13 protein-coding genes and 2 pseudogenes are annotated in these 24016 nt (G+C 54.1%); 6 read left to right on the top strand and 9 right to left on the bottom strand.

Going from position 1 to position 24016, the window contains the following annotated elements; all coding sequences use genetic code 11:
• The first annotated feature begins 39 nt into the window (after positions 1 to 39).
• The 4 genes and pseudogenes from ACXM2N_RS10845 (at position 40) to ACXM2N_RS10830 (ending at position 8692) form a co-directional block, all read left to right on the top strand.
• The gene (locus ACXM2N_RS10845; protein ID WP_458488610.1) at positions 40 to 1890 is read left to right on the top strand and encodes a FadD32-like long-chain-fatty-acid--AMP ligase; all 1851 of its coding nucleotides are present in this window, start codon (positions 40 to 42) and stop codon (positions 1888 to 1890) included.
• Between the two features lie 326 nt (positions 1891 to 2216).
• Positions 2217 to 5843: pseudogene (locus ACXM2N_RS10840) on the top strand (beta-ketoacyl synthase N-terminal-like domain-containing protein); the annotation flags it as partial.
• 81 nt (positions 5844 to 5924) lie between these two features.
• Positions 5925 to 7022: pseudogene (locus ACXM2N_RS10835) on the top strand (alpha/beta fold hydrolase); the annotation flags it as partial.
• 113 nt (positions 7023 to 7135) lie between these two features.
• On the top strand, positions 7136 to 8692 hold the full coding sequence (locus ACXM2N_RS10830) for an acyl-CoA carboxylase subunit beta (protein WP_458488608.1): 1557 nt from the start codon (positions 7136 to 7138) through the stop codon (positions 8690 to 8692).
• Positions 8693 to 8756: 64 nt separating this feature from the next.
• Here ACXM2N_RS10830 and pepN read toward each other — a convergent pair whose 3' ends face one another.
• The 6 genes from pepN to trmB all read right to left on the bottom strand — a co-directional run bounded on the left by pepN (position 8757) and on the right by trmB (position 16766).
• Positions 8757 to 11297 carry an aminopeptidase N gene (gene pepN, locus ACXM2N_RS10825; RefSeq protein ID WP_458488606.1) on the bottom strand — a complete coding sequence of 847 codons (2541 nt, stop codon included), beginning with the start codon at positions 11295 to 11297 and terminating at the stop codon, positions 8757 to 8759.
• Positions 11298 to 11404: 107 nt separating this feature from the next.
• A complete protein-coding gene (locus ACXM2N_RS10820; protein ID WP_458488604.1) occupies positions 11405 to 11755 on the bottom strand; it encodes a DUF3054 domain-containing protein in 351 nt (116 codons plus the stop codon).
• 46 nt (positions 11756 to 11801) lie between these two features.
• Positions 11802 to 12863: a lysylphosphatidylglycerol synthase transmembrane domain-containing protein gene (locus ACXM2N_RS10815; RefSeq protein WP_458488602.1), complete on the bottom strand. Its 1062-nt coding sequence runs from the start codon at positions 12861 to 12863 to the stop codon at positions 11802 to 11804.
• A 25-nt stretch (positions 12864 to 12888) separates the two neighbouring features.
• Entirely contained in the window at positions 12889 to 15312 is a 2424-nt protein-coding gene (locus ACXM2N_RS10810) for an MMPL family transporter (protein ID WP_458488600.1), read from the bottom strand.
• A gap of 9 nt (positions 15313 to 15321) precedes the next feature.
• The gene (locus ACXM2N_RS10805) at positions 15322 to 16002 is read right to left on the bottom strand and encodes an NYN domain-containing protein (RefSeq protein ID WP_458488598.1); all 681 of its coding nucleotides are present in this window, start codon (positions 16000 to 16002) and stop codon (positions 15322 to 15324) included.
• Positions 15987 to 16766 carry a tRNA (guanosine(46)-N7)-methyltransferase TrmB gene (gene trmB / locus ACXM2N_RS10800; RefSeq protein ID WP_458488596.1) on the bottom strand — a complete coding sequence of 260 codons (780 nt, stop codon included), beginning with the start codon at positions 16764 to 16766 and terminating at the stop codon, positions 15987 to 15989. Before trmB ends, ACXM2N_RS10805 begins: the two co-directional genes overlap by 16 nt.
• 554 nt (positions 16767 to 17320) lie before the next feature.
• Here trmB and ACXM2N_RS10795 point away from each other — a divergent pair.
• Positions 17321 to 19144, top strand: a complete 1824-nt coding sequence (locus ACXM2N_RS10795; RefSeq protein ID WP_458488594.1) for a phosphoenolpyruvate carboxykinase (GTP) — start codon at positions 17321 to 17323, stop codon at positions 19142 to 19144.
• A gap of 83 nt (positions 19145 to 19227) precedes the next feature.
• Here the strand turns inward: ACXM2N_RS10795 and ACXM2N_RS10790 are convergent, their stop codons facing one another.
• Entirely contained in the window at positions 19228 to 19998 is a 771-nt protein-coding gene (locus ACXM2N_RS10790) for a class I SAM-dependent methyltransferase (protein ID WP_458488592.1), read from the bottom strand.
• A gap of 129 nt (positions 19999 to 20127) precedes the next feature.
• Between ACXM2N_RS10790 and ACXM2N_RS10785 the strand changes: the two genes are divergently transcribed.
• Positions 20128 to 21258 (top strand): glycosyltransferase family 4 protein, encoded by a 1131-nt coding sequence (locus ACXM2N_RS10785; protein ID WP_458488590.1) that lies wholly within the window; start codon positions 20128 to 20130, stop codon positions 21256 to 21258.
• Here ACXM2N_RS10785 and ACXM2N_RS10780 read toward each other — a convergent pair.
• Positions 21248 to 22726 (bottom strand): hypothetical protein, encoded by a 1479-nt coding sequence (locus ACXM2N_RS10780; RefSeq protein ID WP_458488588.1) that lies wholly within the window; start codon positions 22724 to 22726, stop codon positions 21248 to 21250. The two genes, ACXM2N_RS10785 and ACXM2N_RS10780, sit on opposite strands and share 11 nt — an antisense overlap.
• Positions 22727 to 22731: 5 nt before the next feature.
• The gene (locus ACXM2N_RS10775; protein WP_458488586.1) at positions 22732 to 23901 is read right to left on the bottom strand and encodes a DUF3068 domain-containing protein; all 1170 of its coding nucleotides are present in this window, start codon (positions 23899 to 23901) and stop codon (positions 22732 to 22734) included.
• Between the last annotated feature and the right edge of the window lie 115 nt (positions 23902 to 24016).

Below are 24016 nucleotides of genomic sequence, written 5' to 3'. Positions count from 1 at the left end.
TTGTTCGTGTGAAGCTTCTCGCGGTTTAGAAGGAGAAAAATGGATCTGCACGAGGCTATGGGCCAATTCTTCAACGACAAGGGAGAGATTGAGCTTCGCCCTGAGTTGACTCTAGCTGGCATGTGTGAAGCCCTGTATCAGGCAGATCTGGCTAGTGGTGGAGGAGACCGCCATTGCTTGCGTTTTTGGGATTTCTCTGAATCGCGAGACGGCGTAGCTGTTGATTACACCCGAACTGAGATCAATACACGTATCAAGGCTATTGCTGCTCGCCTTCAGCAGGTAGCCGGCTTGGGTGATCGCGTAGTTATTCTCGCAAACAACTCGCCAGAGTATGTTTTTAGCTTCCTCGGGGCGATGTATGCAGGGCTTATTCCCATTCCGCTGTATGATCCGTCCGAGCCAGGCCACGCTGATCACCTCAACGCTGTTATTGGTGACTCCGAGCCTAAGATAGTTTTGACTAACAGGCATTCTGCTGCTTCTGTTCGCAAGTTTTTCGCGGATCTGCCAGGCACGAAGCGTCCGCGTGTGATTGCTGTGGATTCTCTGCCTGATTCCGTGGCTGCACAATGGGTGAACCCACTGACCACTCCCGCGGCAAAGTCGTTGATGGAATCCGGATCTACAGTTCCGGCAGAGTTGACTGCGTTTTTGCAGTACACCTCGGGTTCTACCCGTACACCGGCGGGAGTGGTGTTGACCAACCGCTCGATTATTGTCAATGTCTTGCAGATTTTTGCTGCGGCAAAGCTGCAGACGCCGCTGCGTCTCGTCACTTGGTTGCCTTTGCATCACGACATGGGCATTATCATCGCCGCTTTCGTAACTTTGCTTGGTCTGGAGTTTGAGTTGATGTCACCACGTGACTTCATTCAGCAGCCAAAGAGGTGGGTGGACCAGCTCAATCGAAGGGAATCGGACTCCAATATCTACACCGTAATTCCAAACTTTGCGCTCGAGCTTGCTGCTCGTTATGGCAAGCCGGATGAAGGCGAGTCGCTTGACCTATCGGCAGTCGACGGCATCATCGTGGGTTCGGAGCCGGTCACGGAATCTGCGGTCACAAGCTTCAAGCAGGCTTTCGAAGATTATGGATTGAACGAGACTGCTCTTCGCCCGTCCTACGGCCTAGCAGAAGCGTCACTCCTAGTGACCACGCCGCAGACGATGAACCGCCCTCTCATCAACTACTTTGACCGTGAGGGGCTTGCTGAGGGCAAGGCGATTGCAGTAGATAAGGCGGCAGAAGGTGCTGTGTCCTTGACTTCCGTCGGACAAGTTGTACGCCCGCAGCACATGGTCATTGTCGATCCAGAGACCAAGGCGGAGCTTCCAGATGGTCAAATCGGTGAAATCTGGACTCATGGACAGAACACGGCTGCCGGTTATCTTGACCGTCCAGCAGACACCAAGGAAACTTTCCGTAACACACTGGGGGAGCGTCTTGCAGAGAACTCCCGCGCGCAGGGAGCTCCAGAGGATGATCGTTGGATGGCAACGGGCGATCTCGGTGCAATTGTGGATGGTGAGCTGTACATCACTGGTCGCTTGAAGGACCTGATCATTATTGCGGGACGTAACCACTACCCGCAGGATATCGAGTACACCGTCGAAGCTGCTTCAGAGCAGGTTCGTGCCGCTTCGGTTGCAGCCTTTGCTGTGGAAGGCGATGACGTAGAGAAGCTCATCCTGTTGGTTGAGCGTGACCAGGATAAGGACCCAGCCGGCGATGCCGCTGCGATTGAGGCAATTCGCGCAGCCGTCAGCGACGCGCATGGTGTTGTTCCTGCGGAGATTCAGATCCTCGAGGCAGATCAGATTGCCCGTTCGTCCTCCGGCAAGATTGCGCGCCGTGTTAATAAGAAGCACTACCTAGAGAACAACTAAGCCTTAGTCAGCTTGGGGCAGCCTCTATCCGGTGGGTGTCATCTTTGTGGATCTTTGGGGTCCGCGAAGTTATGGCACCACCGGTTTTTGTTTGGTAGTGACTAAATGTTTGAAAGAAGAATAGGAACAACTTACCGTTTGTGAAACGCTTGTGACTCAAGTGGCGATATAAAATGGACGGTAATTTGTGTTCAACGTACTGTGTCGCGAGACGCGTTCGGTCTTGGGCGAATGTTTAGGGCGAATGCTGGATCTCCGGCGCAGTTAGAGCGAGGTAAATCGTAGTAATGGATCAGAACGAGAATCAGGCAAACGGGAGTTCTCCAATGACGGAAGAACAGCTGCGCACGTGGCTGAGGCAGTGGGTTATTAAGATCACTGGTTTGCCAGCTGAGGAGATTACGGATGACAAACCAATGCAGTCCTTTGGTTTGTCCTCTCGTGATGTCGTGATCCTGTCTGGTGAGCTTGAGCGTCTGATGGATACTCAACTAGATGCCACGATTGCTTACGAGTACCCAACTATCGCCGCGCTCGCTAAGCGCCTCATTGAGGGCGACAAGGGTCCACGTCCTACCGCGAAGGTGCGCACCATAACTGGTGGCGGTGCCGCAACCCCTGGTACGCATGACATCGCAGTTGTGGGCATGGCTGCAAAATACCCAGGTGCTGACAACGTTGATGAAATGTGGCAGATGCTTGTTGAAGGACGCGATGGCATCGGCCAGCCACCTTTGGGGCGCTGGAGTGAATACGCTTCCGATGACGCTATGCAGGCCAAGATGGCCGAGCAGAATTACACGGGTGGCTACTTAGAGGACATTTCTTCCTTTGATGCTGAGTTTTTCGGCTTGTCACCACTAGAGGCAGTGAACATTGACCCTCAGCAGCGCATTATTTTGGAGCTGACCTGGGAAGCACTGGAGAACGCGCATATTGCCCCGAACACGCTTCGTGGTGAAGCGGTAGGCGTGTTCATGGGTTCCTCAAACAATGATTACGGAATGCTCATTGCAGCGGACCCAGCGGAATCACACCCATATGCACTTACCGGTACCGCAAGTTCCATCATTGCGAATCGTGTCTCCTACGCGTTCGATTTCCGTGGCCCGAGCGTGAACGTTGATACAGCATGCTCATCATCACTGGTAAGCACGCACCAAGCGGTGCGCGCACTGCGCGACGGTGAAGCTGACCTCGCTATTGCAGGTGGCGTAAACATTCTTGCCTCCCCATTCGTCTCCACAGCTTTTGGTGAGCTGGGAGTATTTAGCCCCACTGGCAAGATCCATGCTTTCTCCGATGATGCAGATGGCTTCGTACGGTCTGACGGTGCTGGCGTGCTCGTGCTCAAGCGCGTTGATGATGCCATTGCAGATGGGGACAACATTCTTGCCGTCATCAAGGGTTCCGCAGTGAACTCGGATGGCCACTCCAACGGCCTAACCGCGCCAAATCCGGATGCGCAGGTGGATGTCCTGCAGCGTGCCTACATTGACGCGGGTATTTCTCCAACTGACGTCGATTACGTTGAGGCCCACGGCACGGGAACCATTCTTGGCGATCCGATCGAAGCAACTGCGATCGGTGCCGTGTTGGGACAGGGGCGCGAAGCCTACAACCCGACGTTGCTGGGTAGCGCAAAGACCAACTTTGGCCACACGGAATCCGCTGCCGGTGCCGCGGGTCTGATTAAAACGGTTCTGGCAATCAAGAATGACACTATCCCACCAAGCCTTAACTTCGCAGGGCCTAACCGTTACGTAGATTTTGATGCTGAGCGCATTGAAGTTGTTGAGGATCCTCGAGAGTGGCCTGAGTATTCCGGCCGCAAAGTCGCAGGTGTATCCGGCTTTGGTTTTGGCGGTACGAACGCTCACGTAGTCCTCACCGCATTTGACCCAGAAGACTACAACAAGCCAGAACCAAAACTCTCCACCTTTGACTCCGGTGACCTTGTTGCGCTTCCTGTTTCTGGTTTGCTGCCGTCCCGGCGTCGTCAAGCTGCGCAGTCGCTTGCCGACTTCCTCGAGGGCCGCAGCGACGCGGAGCTCAAGCCGATCGCTCGCTCCTTGGCGGGACGCAACCACGGCCGTTCGCGCGCCGTGGTCACGGCGCGAACTGTTGAAGAGGCGGTTAAGCGCCTCCGACAAGTAGCCGAAGGCAAGGTCAGCGTAGGCATTGCCGCAGCTGATTCCCCATCGACCACCGGCCCCGTATTTGTGTACTCCGGCTTCGGATCTCAGCACCGCAAGATGGCCAAGGAATTGGTTGAAATATCACCACGCTTCCGTGCGCGACTTGAAGAGCTGGATCAGATCGTGGACTTCGAGTCTGGCTGGTCGATCCTGGACATCGTCATGGACGATGAGAAGACCTATGACACGGAAACTGCTCAGGTTGCGATCACCGCAATTCAGATTGCTCTGACTGACCTCCTCGCAGATTTGGGTGCTCAGCCCGCTGCCGTAATGGGTATGTCCATGGGTGAGATCGCCGCTGCTTATGCAGCTGGTGGCCTGAGCGACAAGGACGCAATGCTCATCGCTTGCCACCGTTCCAGGCTCATGGGCGAAGGTGAAAAGTCCCTCTCGGAGGACGAACTTGGCGCGATGGCTGTCGTGGAATTCTCCGTTGAGGACTTGGACAAGTTCGTGGCAGAGAATCCAGAATTCGCCGGAATCGAACCTGCCGTCTACACCGCGCCGGGCATGATTACCGTGGGCGGTCCGCGTGACGCTGTGGTCAAGCTTGTGGAGCTTCTGGAGTCCGAGCAAAAGTTTGCACGTCTGCTGAACGTTAAGGGTGCAGGTCACACCAGTGCCCTTGAGCCTATCCTCGGCGAACTAGCCTTTGAGATCGACGGTATCGAACCACAGCCGCTTCGCATTCCGCTCTTTAGTTCTGTTGACCGTGGCGTTGTCTACCCAATAGGCTCCACCGTTCATACCTCTGACTACTTTGTAAAGTGCACGCGTCATTCCGTGTGGTTCCAAGACGCAACGGAACAAGCCTTTGCCGCTGGGCACACCATGCTGGTTGAAATTGCTCCTAATCCTGTTGCTTTGATGGGCATGATGAGCACCGCTTTTGCTGTTGGCAAGCCAGACGCGCAGCTTCTGTTTGCTCTGAAGCGAAAGGTCCCAACTGCGGATTCAATCATCGATCTTTTGACAAAGATGTATGTTGCTGGTGCACCCATCAACTTCGATGAGGTTCTGGGAGCTGGCGAACTCATTGCCGCACCATCGATTCCATGGAAGAAGCAGCGATACTGGACTGCTGCACGTCCATCCTCTGGCAATTCCGCCGATCTACCAGGGACGAAGGTAGTTCTTCCAGACGGCTCAACCGCCTTTGCCTCGAAGGCAGAGATGGTTCCGTCAGCGTTGGCACTGATGGAAGCAGCTGTTCTGGCTGTCAATCCTGATGCCACTATCGTGGCCGTGGAAGAGCATGACACGCTCCCACCTCAAGGTGATCTGACCACCATTGTCTCCCGCAATGCAGGTGGCTTGTCCCTCGCCATCTACCGAGTTCTTGGCGCAACCACCGTTCTAGTGGCCGAGGGATTGGCCGTCAAGAGCAGCCTCAATGTGGCAGGACTTTCTGCTCCAACTGGATTCGCTGATAACCCATCGAGCCAAGCACAGGTGAGCTCCGAGCCAACTGACATCGTTGGCGAGCAGCTCAAGTGGGATCCAACCACGGGCGAGACAGTGGAGGATCGTATGCGAACCATCGTGTCAGAAGCGATGGGATATGACGTAGAAGACCTCCCTCGAGAGCTGCCTTTGATTGACTTGGGCTTGGATTCTCTGATGGGTATGCGCATTAAGAACCGCATCGAACATGACTTCCAAATTCCAGAACTTCAAGTACAGGCTCTGAGGGATGCTTCTGTTGCGGATGCCGTTGCCCTAGTGGAGCAAATGGTGGGAGACCGTAACATTGCTTCGTTGAGTCCCGCAGAGGCGAGTGCGGCAGCTAAAGCAGCCGAAACCCAGCCACAACAAGCTTCTGAGGATACAGAAAACACTGGAGCGCAAGGCGTAGGCGTTGCACCACGTGATGCATCTGAGCGACTAGTTTTTGCCACGTGGGCGGGAATCACGGGCAAAGCAGCCGCGGGCGTAACCAGCGAGCTTCCCAAGATCTCACGCGATACTGCTGATGAGATTGCGAAACGCTTGGCCGAACGCGCGGGCATTGACGTATCCGTCGAGCAGGTACTGCAAGCAGAAACTCTGGAGCCGCTCGCAAACATCGTTCGTGAGGGCCTAGAAACGGAAGTCGAAGGCAACATTCGAGTCCTCCGAGCCCGAGAAGAAGGATCGAAGAAACCTGCGGTCTTCATGTTCCACCCAGCTGGCGGATCCTCTGTGGTTTACCAGCCACTGATGCGCCGTCTGCCAGCGGATGTACCGGTGTACGGAGTGGAACGCCTTGAAGGAACCTTGGAAGAGCGCGCTCAGCAGTACCTGGATGAAATCAAGGAATACTCCCAAGGATTACCAGTCATCCTTGGTGGTTGGAGTTTTGGCGGCGCATTGGCCTACGAGGTAGCGCACCAGCTCAAGGGAAGCGGCGTGGAAATTGCAACGATCGCACTGCTAGATACGGTATCCCCGCGCAATCCTGCCCCTAATACGCTGGATGAAACGAAGAAGCGGTGGGAGCGTTACTCCAGCTTTGCCAAGAAGACGTACGGCTTGGACTTCCCAGTTCCGTACGAGCTGTTGGAGACAGCCGGAGAAGATGCACTCCTGGCCATGATGGCGGATTTCCTCGCTAACACTGACGCGTCAGAGCACGGCCTCAGCGCTGGTGTGCTGGAGCACCAGCGAGCTTCCTTCGTGGATAATCGCATCCTAGACACGATGGATATGGGGCGTTGGGCCGAGGTAGACGTGCCCGTCATGCTTTTCCGCGCTGAACGCATGCACGATGGCGCCATCGAACTTGAGCCTACGTACGCCGATATTGCTCCGGATGGCGGTTGGTCGGCTATCGTAGATGAGTTGGAGATTATTCAGCTCACGGGTGACCACCTCGCGGTGGTAGATGAGCCAGAGATTGGAAAAGTTGGACATGCGCTTTCACAGCGTATTGCAACAATTTCCGGAAACTAGCAGTCTCTAAGAGATTTGCTTTAGGGTGCTGTCTGTCCCACAGGGGGCAGACAGAACCCTTTAAACTTTGTAAGTGAATGAAAAAAATCAAGCAGAGCGGAAGAGGTTAAAAGGTGAGTTCCAATTCCACCACCGCCGAGAAGTTGGCGGATCTCCGCGCACGTCTGGAAAAGGCGCAAGACCCTGGAAGTGAACGTGCCCGGGCAAAGCGTGATGAAGCAGGACGATCAACCCCCCGCCAACGTATTCACAGGCTCCTTGATGCTGGTTCCTTCGTGGAAATCGGCGCACTTGGCCGCACACCAGACGAGAAAGACGCTCCGTACTCTGATGGCGTAGTCACTGGCTACGGTCGCATTGATGGCCGTCCTGTCGCGGTATACGCGCATGACAAGACCGTCTACGGCGGCTCGGTGGGTGAAACCTTCGGGCGCAAGGTCGTTGAGGTCATGGAAATGGCCATCAAGATCGGTTGCCCTGTCATTGGTATTCAGGATTCTGGTGGTGCCCGCATCCAAGACGCCGTGACCTCCTTGGCTATGTACTCAGAGATTGCACGCCGCCAGCTGCCGCTGTCTGGACGTAGCCCGCAGATCTCCATCATGATGGGTAAATCCGCAGGCGGTGCAGTTTATGCTCCTGTGACAACAGACTTCGTTGTCGCTGTTGATGGCGAGGCCGAGATGTACGTCACTGGCCCTGCAGTGATTAAAGAGGTTACCGGCGAGCAAATTACCTCAGCGGAGCTCGGTGGTGCCCGCCAGCAGGAGAAGAACGGCAACGTCTCTTACGTAGCCAAGGATGAGGATGATGCGTTTAACTACGTCCACGATCTTTTGGATCATCTTCCTTTGACCTGTAATGATCCGAACCCGGAATATGCGGCCCCTTCCGACGAAGAGGTTGCCAATGCCGTTGAGCTTGATTCATTTATCCCAGATGACTCCAACGCCGGCTATGACATGAAAGACCTTCTGGCGAAGCTCTTCGATGAGGATGATTTCCTTGAAATCCAAGAAGGTTACGCATCCAACATCATCACCGGTTTCGCACGCGTAGATGGCAAGTCCGTGGGTGTTGTTGCCAACCAACCACTCGAATACGCCGGATGTATTGACGCGGACGCAGCCGACAAGGCAGCGCGTTTCATCAATATCTGCGATGCCTACAACATTCCGCTGTTGTTCGTGGTGGATACGCCGGGTTATCTCCCTGGTGTTGAGCAGGAGAAGGTTGGTCTGATTCACCGTGGCGCGAAGCTGGCCTTCGCCTTGGTACAGGCTACAGTTCCAAAGGTGACGTTGATTGTTCGTAAAGCTTACGGCGGCGCCTACGCCGTCATGGGTTCTAAGAACCTATCTGGAGACATCAATCTTGCATGGCCAACCGCCCAAATTGCGGTAATGGGTGCGGCTGCTGCAGTGGTTATGATTCAGGGCAAGCAGCTTGCCCAAATTGAGGACCCAACTCAACGTGAGTACATGAAGAAGGTATTCATGGACTTCTACGATGAGAACATGACCAGCCCTTATGTGGCAGCAGAACGCGGCTACTTGGACGCGATCATCGAGCCGAATCAGACTCGTCTGATGCTCCGCCAGGCGTTCCGCCAGCTAGAGACCAAGCAGGTGGAAACCGTAGATAAGAAGCATCCAATTCCACCGATGTAAAAAACACTTAAAAGGCCTGTTTAGGTGCATACCCAATGCATCTAAACAGGCCTTTGTTTACGTGTTAGATTTCACCGCGACACAGGAGCTCGCGGCGGAGCTGATCCTGGCATTCGAGCAGGACCCTGCGAAGCGCCCCAGGGATGTCCTGCGATAACACTTCGTCCGTGAGCTGGATGGTTTCTGGGGTAGATGGGTACAGTCCCCGTACGAGCCTGTTGGCGATCTCGATAGGATGGTTGTCCCACATTGACTTCAGTGCCTCAAAATACGGCTCCCTGAAAGGTTTCCGCAGCTCCGCAGATCGAGGAGCATTAAAAGCATCAAGCAGCGCATCCACCTCATCGTTGGAGTACTTACCGGGCTCTTGAACTTGAGCGAAGATCGCTTCCTTTGCCTCAGCGACAGGCCACGCATGGCTTGCTCCTAAGAACGCAACAGCGCCAGTCAAAGTATTGTCCAGCTGTTGCTCTGCTTCTACTTCAATCTGAGAGGTCTCGCCTCGTGCAACAAGTGCTGAGATGATCTGCCAGCGTAGATCTGGGGAGAGCTCGAGCCCTTCCACGCGTCCATCGAGGATCTGGCGTAAGCGGCTTCCGGCGTCAGAATCTGGGGTGCTGGCAAGAGCCGCGATTGCTGCGCGGGTCAGGACCAGTTGGGTATCTGAGCCAGGCACCGCTAGGTCAGTGTCAGCCAGGAGATACCAAATACCGTCTGCTAACTGAGCCTGAACCTTGTCCGCCTGATCGGCAGGAACGTAATTGCGCGCAGCGAACAAAGCGTTGGCGAATACCTGAGTCAGAAGGGTGGAATTGCTTTCAGCTGCTCCATGCGCCAGCACAAGGCGGACATAGTCAGCGGCGTCGAGCTTGGCGTCTCGGGTCATATTCCACAGGGACGTCCACACTACGGCGCGAGTAATCTCATCTGGAATCTGGGACAAGTTGCCACGGATCGTAGCAAGAGATACCTCATCGAAACTGACCTTCGCGTACGTGTGATCATTATCGTTCAGGACTACCAGCGCTGGGGCGTCCAAGCCAGCAGCTTCCTCAACCACATGGAGCCCATCAGCTGAATCAGCCGGAATTGTCACGTCTAGGCTGTGGAACTTCTCCAGCGAGCCAGTGGAAGTTGTGCGGAATAGCGAAACGTCAATGCGGTGTGGGCGGGTGACGGCGTCCGCTGCATGCTTAATGCTTAGGGAAACGAGTTTATCGTCTTCGATCACCATGACCGGCTGAAGGAGATCAGGGCCTGTTGTGCGCAGCCAGCGCTTAGCCCACTGATCCAGATCCTGATCGGTGTGGTTTTTGAGGGCTGCTAGGAGATCGTCGAAGGTTGCTGAAGAAAAAGCGTGTGCTTTGAAATATTCACGAGCGGCTGCGTAGAAATTCTCTCGGCCAACAAAATGCACCAACTGCTTCAGCACAGCCGCACCCTTAGCATATGTAATGCCGTCGAAGTTCTGTCGTGCCGCATCCACATCAGGAATGTCAGCCTTAATGGGGTGCGTGGTAGGAAGTTGATCTTGAACGTACGCCCAGTTCTTTCGATTTCCGGCGAAATTAACCCAGGCTTCTTTGTATTCCGTGGCACTCACGGAGGAATCGGCGCCCATAAACTCAGCAAAGGATTCCTTCAGCCACAGGTCATCCCACCACTGAGGGGTCACCAAGTCACCGAACCACATGTGGCTCATCTCATGCAAGATGGTATTGGTGCGGGCAGCGTGCTGATTTCTGGCTGCTGGGGACCTGAAAATGTACTTCTCTGTAAAAGTAACGAGGCCGGGGTTTTCCATTGCGCCGAGATTGTATTCCGGTACAAAGATCGAATCATACTTACCCCATGGATATGGGAAGTCATAGGCATCATCGAAGAAGCTCAAGCCCTGTTTTGTAATCTCCATGATCTCTGCGTCGACGTATTGGGCCATGGATTTGCGGGTCCACACGCCTAGGTCGACCACCTGGCCGGCCGATGACGTCCATGAATCCTGCACACCCACGTACGGTCCTGCTGCAAAACTAGTGAGGTAGCTGGAAAGCAGTGGAGTAGGGGCAAAGACGACCTTGACGTTGCCCCCGTCTGTTTCTGCTCGATCAACTTCTGGTTGATTTGTTAAAGCCTGCCATCCTGAAGGGACCACCATAGTTACGGAGTAGGTGGTTTTAAGGTCGGGCTGGTCAAAACACGGGAAGATACGGCGGGCATCCGACGGCTCTAGGTGGGAGTAAAGGTAAGTTTCTTCATCACTAGGATCGGTAAAACGATGCAAGCCCTGGCCGGTTCGGGAAAAGCGGGAGACTCCCGCAACCGACAGGGTAAAGGCAGTATCAGTTGGCGCATCGGCAACCGTCAGCGTTGAGCCATCAAACTCGAAATCTGTATTCTCCCCGTCAATCGTGACTGAGCTAATTTCTTCACCAAGATAGTCCAAGACCAATTTGCTGTTGGTTGTGGAGAGGACGTGCTCAGCCACAACAGGGTAGGTTGCGGCGGTTGCGGCTTGGGAGAGGTCAAGGGTGAGCGAGGTGCTATCGATGTGAAGCTCTTGGCTTCGCGTTTGAGCAAGTTTCAGACTGATGGTTGATTGTGACATGCACTCCAGTCTAGGACGTTGATTCTTCCAACGTGTTACTCAGACATCCGTACAGCAAAACAGCCCCTTTCCCACCTTGCGAGGTGAGGAAAGGGGCCGGTTCATTCTTAAGCAGGGGCTTGAGATTTGTTGGCCACCTTGTTGTAGATCCAACGCCATCCAAAGAGCAGAAGGGCACTCATGACGCTTGCCACCATGATGAAGGACCAGTGCGGGAATTCATCATGACGGATTGCCCAGATACCAAGTCCGCAGATCACCGTGGTCACCCACACTACCGCGGCGCTACCATAAGCGTTAGCTACTCGGTTGCGAATGAATAGCCACGCGATGAGCGTGCCAATGGCGAATGGCCAAAACGTATCGAGGATGTGCAAGAAACCGAGGCCTCCGTGTGCCATTCGCGCGAGGACCGCGAAAACAAAAACGGCGATGATGTCAAAAGCGAAAAACTTCATTGATTCTCCTTGATCTAGACTCTTGTTAGCTTAGTTCCGCGGGCTTTTACTCGGGATGGTTTTGCGCATTTTCGGCCACTACGCCAGCTCTATTGCCGCCTCGAGAAACCGAAATGAAGTACAGGACCCAGCCAATAATGGTGATGAGGGCGAAGGAAAGAATTCGGTACACAAACACCGTGCCGAACGCGGAAGAAGCAGGCAGTCCCACTGCTACCAGCGAGGCAGTCATGGCTGCTTCCACTGGCCCAATTCCGGCTGGGGTCACTTGAGCTGTTCCCACGATCTTCGCAGTAACGAATGCGAGTGTGATTCCGAGGACGCCTGGTATCTCGCCAACCCTTTCCAGACCAGGGACGGTGCCCGTGACTGCCCAAACGCAAAACCACAACGCCAAAATATCGAATAGCCAGTTCATCAGGGATAGTAGGGATACGACGCTGAACTTTCCGAGACTGAGATGAACAGCATCTAACTGGAGAATCTGCTCACGGACCTGGGCGACATTTTTCTCTGGATCCCTGCGGAGTAGCTTATTGATTCCCCGGAGTACTTGTGAAACAAGTGCGTTAGTCTTCTTAGGATTCTGAGTAGCCCAATACACGGCAGCGGCGAGAGCAATCGTTATGATGGCGGTGCCAATCAACGGTGCTACAGAAAATTCAGCCCCTAGGAAAAAGATCGCTACAAGCCCCAAAGCAATCAACCACACCGTTGATAACGCACCGGAGACCGCAATAAACCATGAGGCGATGAGTAGGTTAACGCCCCAATGACGAATCGTCTGAAACTGGTAGACCGTGGAAATGGCCGCGCCGCCGGGGAATGTGGATGACCAGGAATTGGCAATAAACGTTAGTTCCAGTGTTTTGAGAAAAGGAACTCTATCCCCGCCAGCAGACAGCAACAGCTTCATGACCAACGCCATTGCGGCCATGGAAGCAATGACGGAGATGACAGCCAGAATAAGGCCCGTATTGTTGGCTCGGAGAACTTCCTTGTAGCCTTCGGCGAGGAAGGGCATTTTGTCTCGCAACAGGAAGGCCGCAATCGCCAAGATTGCCAGAGGTCCAAGGAACCTCACCCATTTGTTTTTGAAAAATGCCATTCTTTCCTCGGTGCTGTTGTGAAGGCTATGAATCCTTCTCTTGCCTAAGCTTCTGAATCAGCTCACTGAACGGAACTAATTCGTTATCCTCTGACGCTACTCTCCCGCCTCGAGAAGGTCCTTCCGGCTCGAGCGATTCATCGGCATCAATCTGATTTAGTGATGAGTCTGTGGCAGTCACTGGCTCGTCTAGGAGGGTATGCCTTCCTGATTCTTCAGCAACCGGGGATGGAGATTCTTCCGCTACGCGTACCTCGTCCGCACCAACAAGAGCTGGGACTTGCTCACTGGAGCCGCTGTTTCCCAATTCAGAAGTATGGGAACTGTGCTCCTGGGTGTTGTTATGTCCGAGCAACTGGCTTGCGCGTTTCACCCACTTCGGTGCCCACCAGTTGTCTTCTTTGAGAAGGTGCATTACTGCTGGCACAAGCATCATTCGAATGATGGTCGCATCAAAGATGAGGGCGAAGATCATGCCGAAAGCGATGTACTTCATCATGACAATTTCAGAGAAACCGAAAGCGCCACAGACCACGATCATGATCAACGCTGCTGCGGTGATAATGCCACCAGTGTGGGAGGTTCCGTATTTGATCGCTTCATCCGTGGATTCCCCGTTCTCTCTAGCTTCTACCATGCGAGAGAGAAGGAATACTTCATAGTCAGTACTTAGTCCATAGACAATCGCCATGATGAGAACGAGTACTGGGCTCATGAGTGGGCCAGGGGAGAAGTTGAAGAAATCTGCACTAATGCCATCCACGAACATGAGTGTCAGGATGCCAAGCGTAGCTCCCATACCAAGAACGGTCATGATCACTGCCTTGGCAGGAAGGATCATGGATCCAAACACCAAGCTCATCAAGAGGAACGTTGCTACAACAACGTACAGAGCCATCCAAGGCAACTTCTCGAACAGTGCCTCAATGGATTCCACCTCGAGGGCAGGAGTGCCACCGATGTAGAGATCAACACCTTCAGGTGCTTCGATAGCCCGTAGCTGCTCAACTACGGCTTCGTTGTCCTTTCGTTCTGCAATACCAGCAGAGAGTACCGTGGTGCCCTCCTGGTTAGAATTAGACACCTCAAATCGGCTGGTGAGGCCCTGAACGCTATTGGCCTGTTGAAATACCTGCGCGAGTTGCTCGTTGGTGGCGTTGGCTACGACGAGCTTGATGGGTTCCGTCCTGAACTGCGGGAAGTTTTCGTCGAAGACATTCTGGGCTTGGCGGACCTCATTATTTGGCGGTAGGTAGGTCTCATTGAGGCCACCAAATTTCACGCCGGCAAGAGGAATAGTAAGAGCAAGAAGGGCGGCCACGAGACCGACGGTCACCATGCGCGAACGCTTCATTGACCACTGAGCTACGCGGTACCACCAGGTGTCTTCTGTTCGTCGCCCAACGCGAGACGTCTTCCGCACAGTGAACTTATCAATGTTCTTACCCAAGATTCCGAACAATGCTGGCAGGACCGTGATGGACAAAATGGCTGCCAACCCGACAGCAGAAATTGCGCCATAGGCGACCGATTTCAGGAAGGCTTGCGGGAATAGGAAAAGACCAGATAGCGCAACCGCTACCATTGCCGCCGAGAACACTACAGTCTTGCCGGCTGTGGCTACGGTGACTTTGACCGCCGTGGGGGTGTCTTTTCCGAGATCCATTTCTTCACGGAAGCGTGAAACCATGAACAATCCGTAGTCAATGGCCAAGCCAAGTCCCAGTAGGGTGACCACAGATTGTGCAAACACGTTGACCTGAGTGACGTCTGCCAAGATTGCCAAGATACCCAAGGAGCCGAGGACCGATAGCCCGCCCACGATGAGTGGCATGAATGCGGCTACGACGGATCCGAATACAACAAGCAAGAGCAAACCAACAACGGGCAATGCGACAACCTCCGCACGGAGAATGTCATTTGCCATGCCTGCGTCTAGGGCGTCTGCAACGGCAGTTGCTCCTGCAACATCAACGTCAACCCCATCAAATTCAGGGCTTAGTTGTGGCTGGATGCTGCGGAAATCTTTGAGAGTTTGTTCCCCGTCGCCGGCCAGTGAGACTGCGGCAAAAGCTGTAGTACCGTCCTCGCTGACAAGTTGAGGATTGCGCATATCAAAGTAACTAATTACGCCTTCGATTTGCTCTGGGTTCTTTTCCTTCAGGTCACTTAAGTACTTTTTGATGGAATCAAACTGCGCAGACTGGCTGATGCCTTGAGGATCCGTGAACAAGAGAATGACATCGCCGGAGTTGTCTCGCCCGAAAGTATCTTGTTCGATTTTTGCAGCAGCGGTGGAGGACGATGCTGGATCGTCCCAACCCTCTTGGCTCATGCGTTCGCCCAGTTTGGTGCCGAAGAGCCCAAACAACATCAGGATCGCCGCGATGATGATCAGCGGCACCACTTTGCGGTACTTATAAGCAAGATCTCCCCATGTGGAGAACATAGTGAACTCCTATGAGGACTTGGAAAGTAGTGCGGACAGCGGACGGAACGGCTGAAGCCAAGCGCCCTCATCTGGGAGAGCGTCAAGATTAACGCGAGGAAGTGGTTCACGGAATACGCCGGGGATTTCCTCTAGGTCAACAAACTTAATGCGATCATCAGTGACCGCCCAGCTTGCGTGCTCATGGAAACCGACCACGGTTACGGAAACACCGCTGTCAGCGAGATCGTCGAGGGTTTCCTTAAAGTTCTGGCCGTCGGCGGACGCCACCACTACGCCACGAAGAATTCCTTCTTCATGACGACGTTTGATGTGGGCCAGCATGTCAGGATCCACGTCTGAATCCTCGGTGGTCTTTGGCTTGGCAAAGACAGCGAAACCGATGTTTCGCAGAGCTTCAACCCATGGCCGGACATTCTCTGCGCCGCCTGGAGTTACGTTGCAGAACACGGTTGCTTCAGCTTCAATGTGCTTACCAATGTCATGGGCAAGCTCGCCAGACTTTGCGAGAAGCCAACGTCCTACTGCATCAAAGCGTGGGCGATATGCGGTGGAAGGGCGCGAGCCTAGGATGGAGCCCAAGCCCATGTCAAGGTTTGGTGCGTCCCAAACAAGCAACAGTTCATCAGTGATCAACAGGTCAGATGAGCGGTGATCTGAAGTATTGGGGTTACTCACTTGCGCCTCCATAGGAACTCGTTAATGGTGTGGTCCTTCTCCAGGCCTTTGCCTTCGAATTTGGTGATTACTTGGCGATCCACCAACTGTGGGCAGTCCTCCCATGGCCAGCCCATGTATTCAAGGAGTGGTTCGACGTGGACCAGCTCTTTGATCCACTCGGCATAGTCAGCGTGGTCGGTAGCTACGTGGAGTACCCCACCTGGCTTGAGGCGAGTTGCAATGAGGTTGAGTACACCTGACTGCACAATGCGGCGCTTATTGTGGCGGGCTTTAGGCCATGGGTCAGGGAAGAAGATTCGGACTCCATCAAGTGAGCCTTCATCGAACATGCGGGTAAGGACTTCAACGCCATCGCCACGGATCATACGAATGTTGTTGATATCTCCACGTACGGCAGCGCCCATGAGTTTTGCCAGACCGGGCTTGTACAGCTCGACCGCGATAATGTTCGTGTCAGCCTCAAGAGGTGCCATCGCGGCGGTAGAGGTGCCGGTACCGGATCCGATTTCCAGGATGGTCTTGGCGCCAGTCCTTCCAAACCAGTCCTCAACATCAATCTTCTCGTCAGATAGCACCTTGCCCATCCAAGGCCAGTTCTCGTTCCACATGGCTTCTTGGTTGTCGGTGAGGGTGCCACGACGGAAGCTCACGGTTCCAAGGCGTGGGTAGTCAAGGTCGTTGTTGAATTCTTTGTTGAAATCAGTTTGTAGTGGGCGGCCGGATGGCAGGTCACCGACGCCCGAGTTCTTTTGAGAAAAATCAGTATTATCCATCCGGTCTATTCTGCCTTCTATATACCCTTTTGTTCAATATGGGGTGAGAGTTACTTGTGTGACAGATGGGGATAGTGGTCCACTTTGACGCCACCGTGAGTGAGGGCACGTGCCTTCCTCATTTCTTAGCGTTTGAAAATTAGCAGTATTAGCGGTGGCGCGGGTGGTGCTTACGAATGAGGTGGGTTTAATAAGTACGGACGGGCTACCCCCAATCTTTAACAAATGTGGCAATACCCTTTGTTGGGGATGAATTTGTTGTTTCTCCAGTAAAAAGGCGAAAAGTGACTCATTCAACACTCAAAAGAGTGAAAGAGCTGTGCTTAATGTTGTGTACTTAAACGACGTAGGACATTGCCCCCTTAATCGGGTGTGAACCCACATTTGGTGGCTGTATACCCCCGTGTGGGCGTGGGAATGTCAGGGGGTAATCGCAGGTCGGGCGTTTTTGTGTTGAGAATCTCAAAAAGTGCCCGTTATGACCGGCCTTATTCCAATACGCTGTTTGGTGGAAAGAAGACAATAGACACGTGCAACAAATGTCAGGAGAATCGATGTCTACCGAGATCAAGGGACTCGTTGGCGAAGCCCCAACCGAGAACAAGGCACTGCTGGGCTGGATCGCTGAGAACGTAGAGCTCTTTCAGCCAGATAAGGTCGTTTTCATTGACGGCTCTGAGGAAGAGCGCGAGCGCCTTACCCAAGAGCTCGTTGACGCGGGCACTCTGATCAAGCTGAACGAGGAAAAGCGCCCTAACAGCTACCTCGCTCGCTCCAACCCATCCGATGTCGCTCGTGTGGAGTCCCGTACTTTCATCTGTTCCGAGAAGGAAGAGGATGCCGGCCCAACAAACAACTGGGCTGATCCTGTCAAGATGAAGGAAGAGATGACCGAGGCATTCCGTGGCTCTATGAAGGGCCGCACCATGTACGTCGTTCCTTTCTGCATGGGTCCTATTAATGACCCAGAGCCAAAGCTGGGCATTCAGCTGACTGACTCCGCGTACGTTGTTCTCTCCATGGGCATCATGACTCGTATGGGCCAGGAGGCTCTGGACAAGATCGGTAAGGACGGCGACTTCGTCCACGCGTTGCACTCTGTTGGTGCGCCTCTGGAAGAGGGCGAAGAGGACGTTGCATGGCCTTGCAATGACACCAAGTACATCACCCACTTCCCAGAGACCAAGGAAATTTGGTCCTACGGTTCCGGCTACGGCGGAAACGCAATCCTTGCTAAGAAGTGCTACGCGCTGCGTATCGCTTCTGTCATGGCTAAGGAAGAGGGCTGGATGGCAGAGCACATGCTCATCCTGAAGCTGACTAACCCAGAGGGCAAGGTCTACCACATGACTGCGGCATTCCCATCCGCTTGTGGCAAGACCAACTTGGCTATGCTCACTCCAACCATCCCTGGCTGGAAGTGTGAGGTTGTTGGTGACGATATCGCATGGCTGCACCTGCGCGAGGACGGCCTCTACGCTGTCAACCCTGAGAATGGTTTCTTCGGCGTTGCCCCAGGCACCAACTACGCCTCCAACCCAATTGCAATGAAGACCATGGAGCCAGGTAACACCCTGTTCACCAACGTTGCACTCACTGATGACGGAGACGTCTGGTGGGAGGGCATGGACGGTGACACTCCTGAGCACCTCATTGACTGGTTGGGCAGGGACTGGACCCCTGAGTCCGGCTCTGACGCCGCTCACCCTAACTCTCGTTACTGCGTGCCAATTGCACAGTGCCCTACCGCTGCACCTGAGTACGATGACTGGAAGGGCGTTAAGGTTGACGCATTCCTGTTTGGTGGACGTCGCCCAGACACCGTGCCACTGGTAACCCAGACCCTGGACTGGAACCACGGTACTCTGATTGGTTCCCTGCTGTCCTCCGGCCAGACCGCTGCTGCAGAGGGCCAGGTTGGTGCTCTGCGCCATGACCCAATGGCAATGCTGCCGTTCATCGGTTACAACGCTGGTGACTACTTGGCACACTGGGTTGAGATGGGCAAGAAGGGTGGCGACAAGATGCCAGCTATCTTCTTGGTCAACTGGTTCCGTCGTGGTGATGACGGCCGCTTCCTGTGGCCAGGCTTTGGTGACAACTCTCGCGTTCTGAAGTGGATCGTTGACCGCATTGAGGGCAACGTCGGAGCTGACGAGACCGTTGTTGGCTACACGGCTCGCGCTGAGGATTTGGACCTGGAGGGCCTGACCGAGCCAGTAGAGGACGTCAAGGAGGCACTGACCGCACCTGCTGCTAAGTGGGCTGCCGATCTGCAGGATTCTGAGGAGTACCTGAAGTTCCTCGGCGATCGCGTTCCAACCGAGCTCCATGAGGAAATGGCCAAGATGCGCCAGCGTATTGAGTCCGCTCTCTAAGGATTAGTCGCTGTAGAGTAAGCATCTTCCACAAGGCGGGGTGCCCTGTTAAAACAGGGCACCCCGCCTTTACTTCTGGATGATCAACGCTTGCGCACGACAATAACGAGGTTGCTTACGAGGAATTCTCGCAGGAGAGGGATCTTCACCATCCACCACGCCCAGTGCGGATGGTAACGAGGAAAAAGCGCTTCCACAGTGGCAAGATTCGGGTTAAGGGAACGCGCCCACGCCACTCCGTCTGAACATGAAACGTTAAAAAGCGACGTGCCGAACACGTTCTTGGGTTCGTGACCGTGCTTGGCGGTATAGCGGTCCCGAGCGAATCCTCCGCCAACGTAGTGTTCCCACAGGCCGGTTTCATGCCCTCCAAACGGGCCAAGCCAAATGGTGTAACTCAAGACCACGAGGCCGCCTGGTTTTGTTACACGTAACATTTCATCACCCATTTTCCATGGGTCTGGAATGTGTTCTGCCACGTTAGATGAATAGGCGACATCCACTGAGTTGTCAGCGATAGGTAACTCCATGCCATCGCCTCGGAGACTGTTGGCTACTTGAATGCCCGCAGCGCTCATTTCGCCTACGTCTGGTTCAACGCTGAAATAGCTTGCTCCCACTGAATCGAATTCTGTTGCGAAGTAACCTGGGCCTCCGCCGATGTCAAGAACCTTCAAGCCGTTAAGCGTACGTTTATTGATGTCCTGGCTTAAGGATTCGATGAGGACCCTCGTGTCATACGCTAGTGGTCCGTAGAATTTTTCGGGTGCTGATTGCTCGTACGTGAAACTGCGAAGAAGGGCTTGGCTACGGCGGAAGGTGGCATGATTTCTCGTGAGTGGCAGCTTCGACATAGTTGGCAAGTCTAATCAGTAACTCTGTGAGAAATAGGATCGACATTTTGCCGATACCTAGTCAGTAGCCGGTGGCTATTGCCAGTGAATTGAACTGCCATACCGCTGGTAAGTACTCTGGAAGCTTAGATGAAGATCCTATTGCTGTGTTGGCGCGATACCACCCACCCGCAGGGCGGTGGTAGTGAACGCTACCTCGAAAGAGTTGCAGAACACTTGGTTCGTAATGGGCATGAGGTGGTTTTCCAAGCCGCCAAGCACACCGACGCGCCGAAGAGAAGTTCTCGATCTGGCGTTACATATGTTCGCAGGGGCGGGAAGTTTGGTGTTTACCCTGCGGCAGCTGTAACAATGTTGATGGGCCGTTTAGGAATCGGACCCGCGCGCAATGTGGATGTAGTTGTAGACACTCAAAACGGAATTCCATTTTTCGCTCGATGGTTTGCGGCTAAGCCAACGGTGTTGCTGACTCACCACTGTCATAAAGAACAATGGCCAGTGGCAGGTTTCCTGCTATCCAAGGTCGGTTGGTTCATTGAGTCAACGCTGTCGCCGCGCGTGTACAGGGGCTCTCAGTATGTCACTGTTTCTCAACCAAGTAAGTCTGAGTTGGTTGCGCTTGGCGTGGATGAAAAAGATATCGCCATTATTCGTAACGGCGTCGATCCAACACCTGCCGTGTTGCCGTTCGTCAGCCCCGACGATGATTTTCATGTGGTCACGTTGTCTCGGTTGGTTCCCCACAAGCAGATTGAACATGCCATTGACGTGGTGAAGGAGATCGCACAAGCTAAGGGGAAAATTGCTGGGCGCCGGGTGGTGCTGGACGTTGTTGGCTCCGGCTGGTGGGAAGAGAACCTTCGAGAGTATGCGATCGCGCATGGTGTTGATGACCTCGTTGTTTTCCATGGCCAAGTGGCCGAAGACCACAAGCATGCGTTGCTTAATCGCGCGGACGTTCACTTAATGCCATCAAGAAAAGAAGGCTGGGGCTTGGCTGTGATCGAGGCTGGCGTCCATGGCGTACCAACTATCGGATACGCTTCTTCTGGAGGACTTCAGGATTCAGTGATGGATGGGGAGACTGGCCTCCTAGTAGCTAATAAACGCGAACTTGGTGCAGCGTTAGAAACCCTTTTGCAGGATGATGAGCTCCGTTCGGCCTTAGGGGCTGCCGCGAGAGCCCATGCGCGTCAGTATTCTTGGGAAGAGACCGGAGAGCAGTTCGAGAATCTCTTGGTGGATATCGCTAAGAGGTAGTGCGTCTGGCGCTGCGGAGTGCTTGAACGGCCAAGAAAAGGCATTGAGTAATCCAGATTAGGGTAAGGCTAAGGCCTAGCCACCAGTGAGCAGACTTCGAGTCGTTTCCGGGCTTCAAGTAGTGATACTCGCCATGGGATATCACACCACTAATACCTAAGCCCGTTAAGGCGTCTAGGTCATTGTTTTCCCACGCTTTAAGTGCACTGTTGTAAGCATCAGACGCAGGGTCCACAGTCTCACCGTCTACGCGTAGCTCACCGCCTGCTATTGTGTCTGTCGCTTTCGCCCACGGATCAACCATGACAGTGTCGTTGTAAACAACGAGGCCAGTGGAGTCAGCATTGAGGGTGGTTCCCTCGAGCTGCCGCCACGGGATCACAGTTGTGTGCGGGGTGAGTGCACCCATGGCGAGAGGAGCGTCGGGTGCTTGCATGATAGCGAGGGAAATTACTAGCGCTGGCAGGAATGTGCTCTTACTAGTTTCTGACGGTGAGCGCGAGGCCCCTATTCGTGATGCAGCAGCGACCAGGGCAGGCAGCATCAAAACGATGAGCTTCTGGCTGTCGCGGAACATCGCGGTCCCCGGAACATGAGAGGTCACCCATTCCACGGGGCCGAATGTCATGAAAACGCAGCTGATGAGACCCAAGGCGGCGAGTACTGACTCCCGCCTAGGCATCCATGTAAGCAGTATGCAGAAAAGCACAACTCCAAAAAGGGCGAAACCAGTGTGCCTCGATTCCGGTATGGCTGCTTCATTCCAGATCCCGCCAAGGCCTAGAAGAGCACCAATTGTGCCTACGTGTTCTTCTGCGCGGGCGACAAACACATCTGTGCCATAGGTCAGTGGTGGATTCAGCACGCTGGGGACCAGCCATGGTAAAGACAACAACCCGCCAGTGATACACAGGTAGCTGTAATGGCGCCAGTGCCGGGAGCTCGTCCACAGCGCGGTGATGAGCCCGAGAATGAGTCCGGTGGGGGTGAGGGAACAGAGAGCAACGAGTGCTGCCTTGCTAGAGGTTCGGTGTACAACTGCAATTCCTGGCAGCAGCCACGCTGCTATGACCAATGACCAGTGGCCTTGGAGAAGCCTTTCTATGACAAATGGGTTCCACAGCGTCAGCGTGATCGCGGCGGCTTTTCGCCATAGGTGATTATCAGCTGTTGTCACCCATAGGGTGGAAAGATAGGCACCCAACGCGGCAGAGCCGAGGATGAGCGCGCGGGCAACCCAGCCGGCGGGGAGGATCGTTCCAATGAGCGCTAAAAAGCCGTCTTGTGGGGCATTGCGCGCCGGGGTGTCTCCCAACCCAAATGCGTATTCGGTGAGCGCGGGATGATCAAGAATGACCATGTCCCTGAGGCCAAGAAAACCAGGTAGGAAAAAAGGCCACAGAAGCACCACAATCAGCGCGCTCGTGTAGATGACGAGCGGGTTGAGTCGCATTTGTGGCGTGGGCAAGCGCACTACGCCTTACGGATTGAGTTGTAGCGCCACAGGCCAAAGACAAGCAGGCTCAGACCGATTATTTGGCAGATGAAGGCGAAGATGCGCAAGTTAGCAAGGGTGGAGTTGGTAGGGGCGGCCGCTTCCTTAGCTTGAGTTTTCGTGCGTTCGTCCCAGCTCAACGTTGTCTGGAACAGTGTGCGTGTACGCATGTCGTTATCGGCCTTGATGATTGTGCGATCACGAGCAAATGCCTCGGCAGTTGCTTGGGCTTCTTCATCACTTTGCGCTAGGTAGAAGAAGACATCGTCTGAGCGGTCCAATATGATGCCGCTGTTGGGCTCCACTGCGATTGTTCGGGTGACAGTGTAATAAGGCTTGAGGATAACGGTGCCGGACACCTTTGTGCCTGTCACACTGGTTCCTTGTGGGTAGAACTCGCTGGCGGGCGCAGTAACGAGCATGTCTCGAAGAGATTGGCGTTGGCTGTCAGAAAGTTCGGATTGGAGTGGCTCGCTCGTGGGCTCATCAGAGATATCGTCTGGGTGAGTGTAGGCCCTGGTTGCGGAGTCAATGAGGTTTTCTGGCGTGATGGTGTGGGTGAAAACGTATGTGTCTTCTTTTTCCTCCAGAAAATCAAGGGGAATTGTGCGCTGGGCGTAGAAGTCGAAAAAGTCGTACGAGCGCTTTTCGGTTTCAAAGGGGAAATAGTATTGGAGCCCGTCTCGCGTGAATTCACCGGTGCCTAGGTTCATGTGAAAACTGGGCGCCGTGACTGACACCTTGGATGAGGGGTCTAGGACTGGGTAGGTGGAATCTCGGATCAATGTCAGATGGTCATTGGTGGAGATGATGGTGTGGTTATTGTCCGTGAGAACGATCTCCTCGTTCACGGACAGGTTGACGTTCTTCTTTGTTTCGGCGGCGCTGATTTTTTGCTCCCGTGTGAGCTGGGCTGTTGTGTCAACTACGTAGCAGCTGCGGGGTGCGCCTATTGGGCAGTTGGCTTTTGGGTCGAAGAGGGTTGCCGGTGAAGGGCTACTACTGATGGTTTGTTCCACGTTTTGAGGTAGCAGTTTCATCGAGCCGATGGTGATTGCTGGGATTGCTACGGAAAGAATGAAGGCGATGAGGGCGCCGAGGATGGCCCATGAGTGAGCGTTAGAGCGGTTGTGGCTGTTTCGTGGCACCGCTGGTCCTTTCCGGTGGGGAGTTTCACCAAGTGTTCTCGCTTTAGACTACTAGTTTTGGCAAAGTAGTTGGTACAAGCGCAGATGTGAAGGAGTCTGGTCAACTAACGGTAAT

This window comes from Corynebacterium sp. ZY180755 (assembly GCF_054331495.1).
This window is presented reverse-complemented; position numbering and strand designations above follow the sequence as displayed.

Coding starts and splice junctions, on each gene's coding strand:
- ACXM2N_RS10845 (WP_458488610.1), top strand. CDS start 40: ATGGATCTGCACGAGGCTATGGGCCAATTCTTCAACGACAAGGGAGAG.
- pepN (WP_458488606.1), bottom strand. CDS start 11,297: ATGTCACAATCAACCATCAGTCTGAAACTTGCTCAAACGCGAAGCCAA.
- ACXM2N_RS10820 (WP_458488604.1), bottom strand. CDS start 11,755: ATGAAGTTTTTCGCTTTTGACATCATCGCCGTTTTTGTTTTCGCGGTC.
- ACXM2N_RS10815 (WP_458488602.1), bottom strand. CDS start 12,863: ATGGCATTTTTCAAAAACAAATGGGTGAGGTTCCTTGGACCTCTGGCA.
- ACXM2N_RS10810 (WP_458488600.1), bottom strand. CDS start 15,312: ATGTTCTCCACATGGGGAGATCTTGCTTATAAGTACCGCAAAGTGGTG.
- ACXM2N_RS10805 (WP_458488598.1), bottom strand. CDS start 16,002: ATGGAGGCGCAAGTGAGTAACCCCAATACTTCAGATCACCGCTCATCT.
- trmB (WP_458488596.1), bottom strand. CDS start 16,766: ATGGATAATACTGATTTTTCTCAAAAGAACTCGGGCGTCGGTGACCTG.
- ACXM2N_RS10795 (WP_458488594.1), top strand. CDS start 17,321: ATGTCTACCGAGATCAAGGGACTCGTTGGCGAAGCCCCAACCGAGAAC.
- ACXM2N_RS10790 (WP_458488592.1), bottom strand. CDS start 19,998: ATGTCGAAGCTGCCACTCACGAGAAATCATGCCACCTTCCGCCGTAGC.
- ACXM2N_RS10785 (WP_458488590.1), top strand. CDS start 20,128: ATGAAGATCCTATTGCTGTGTTGGCGCGATACCACCCACCCGCAGGGC.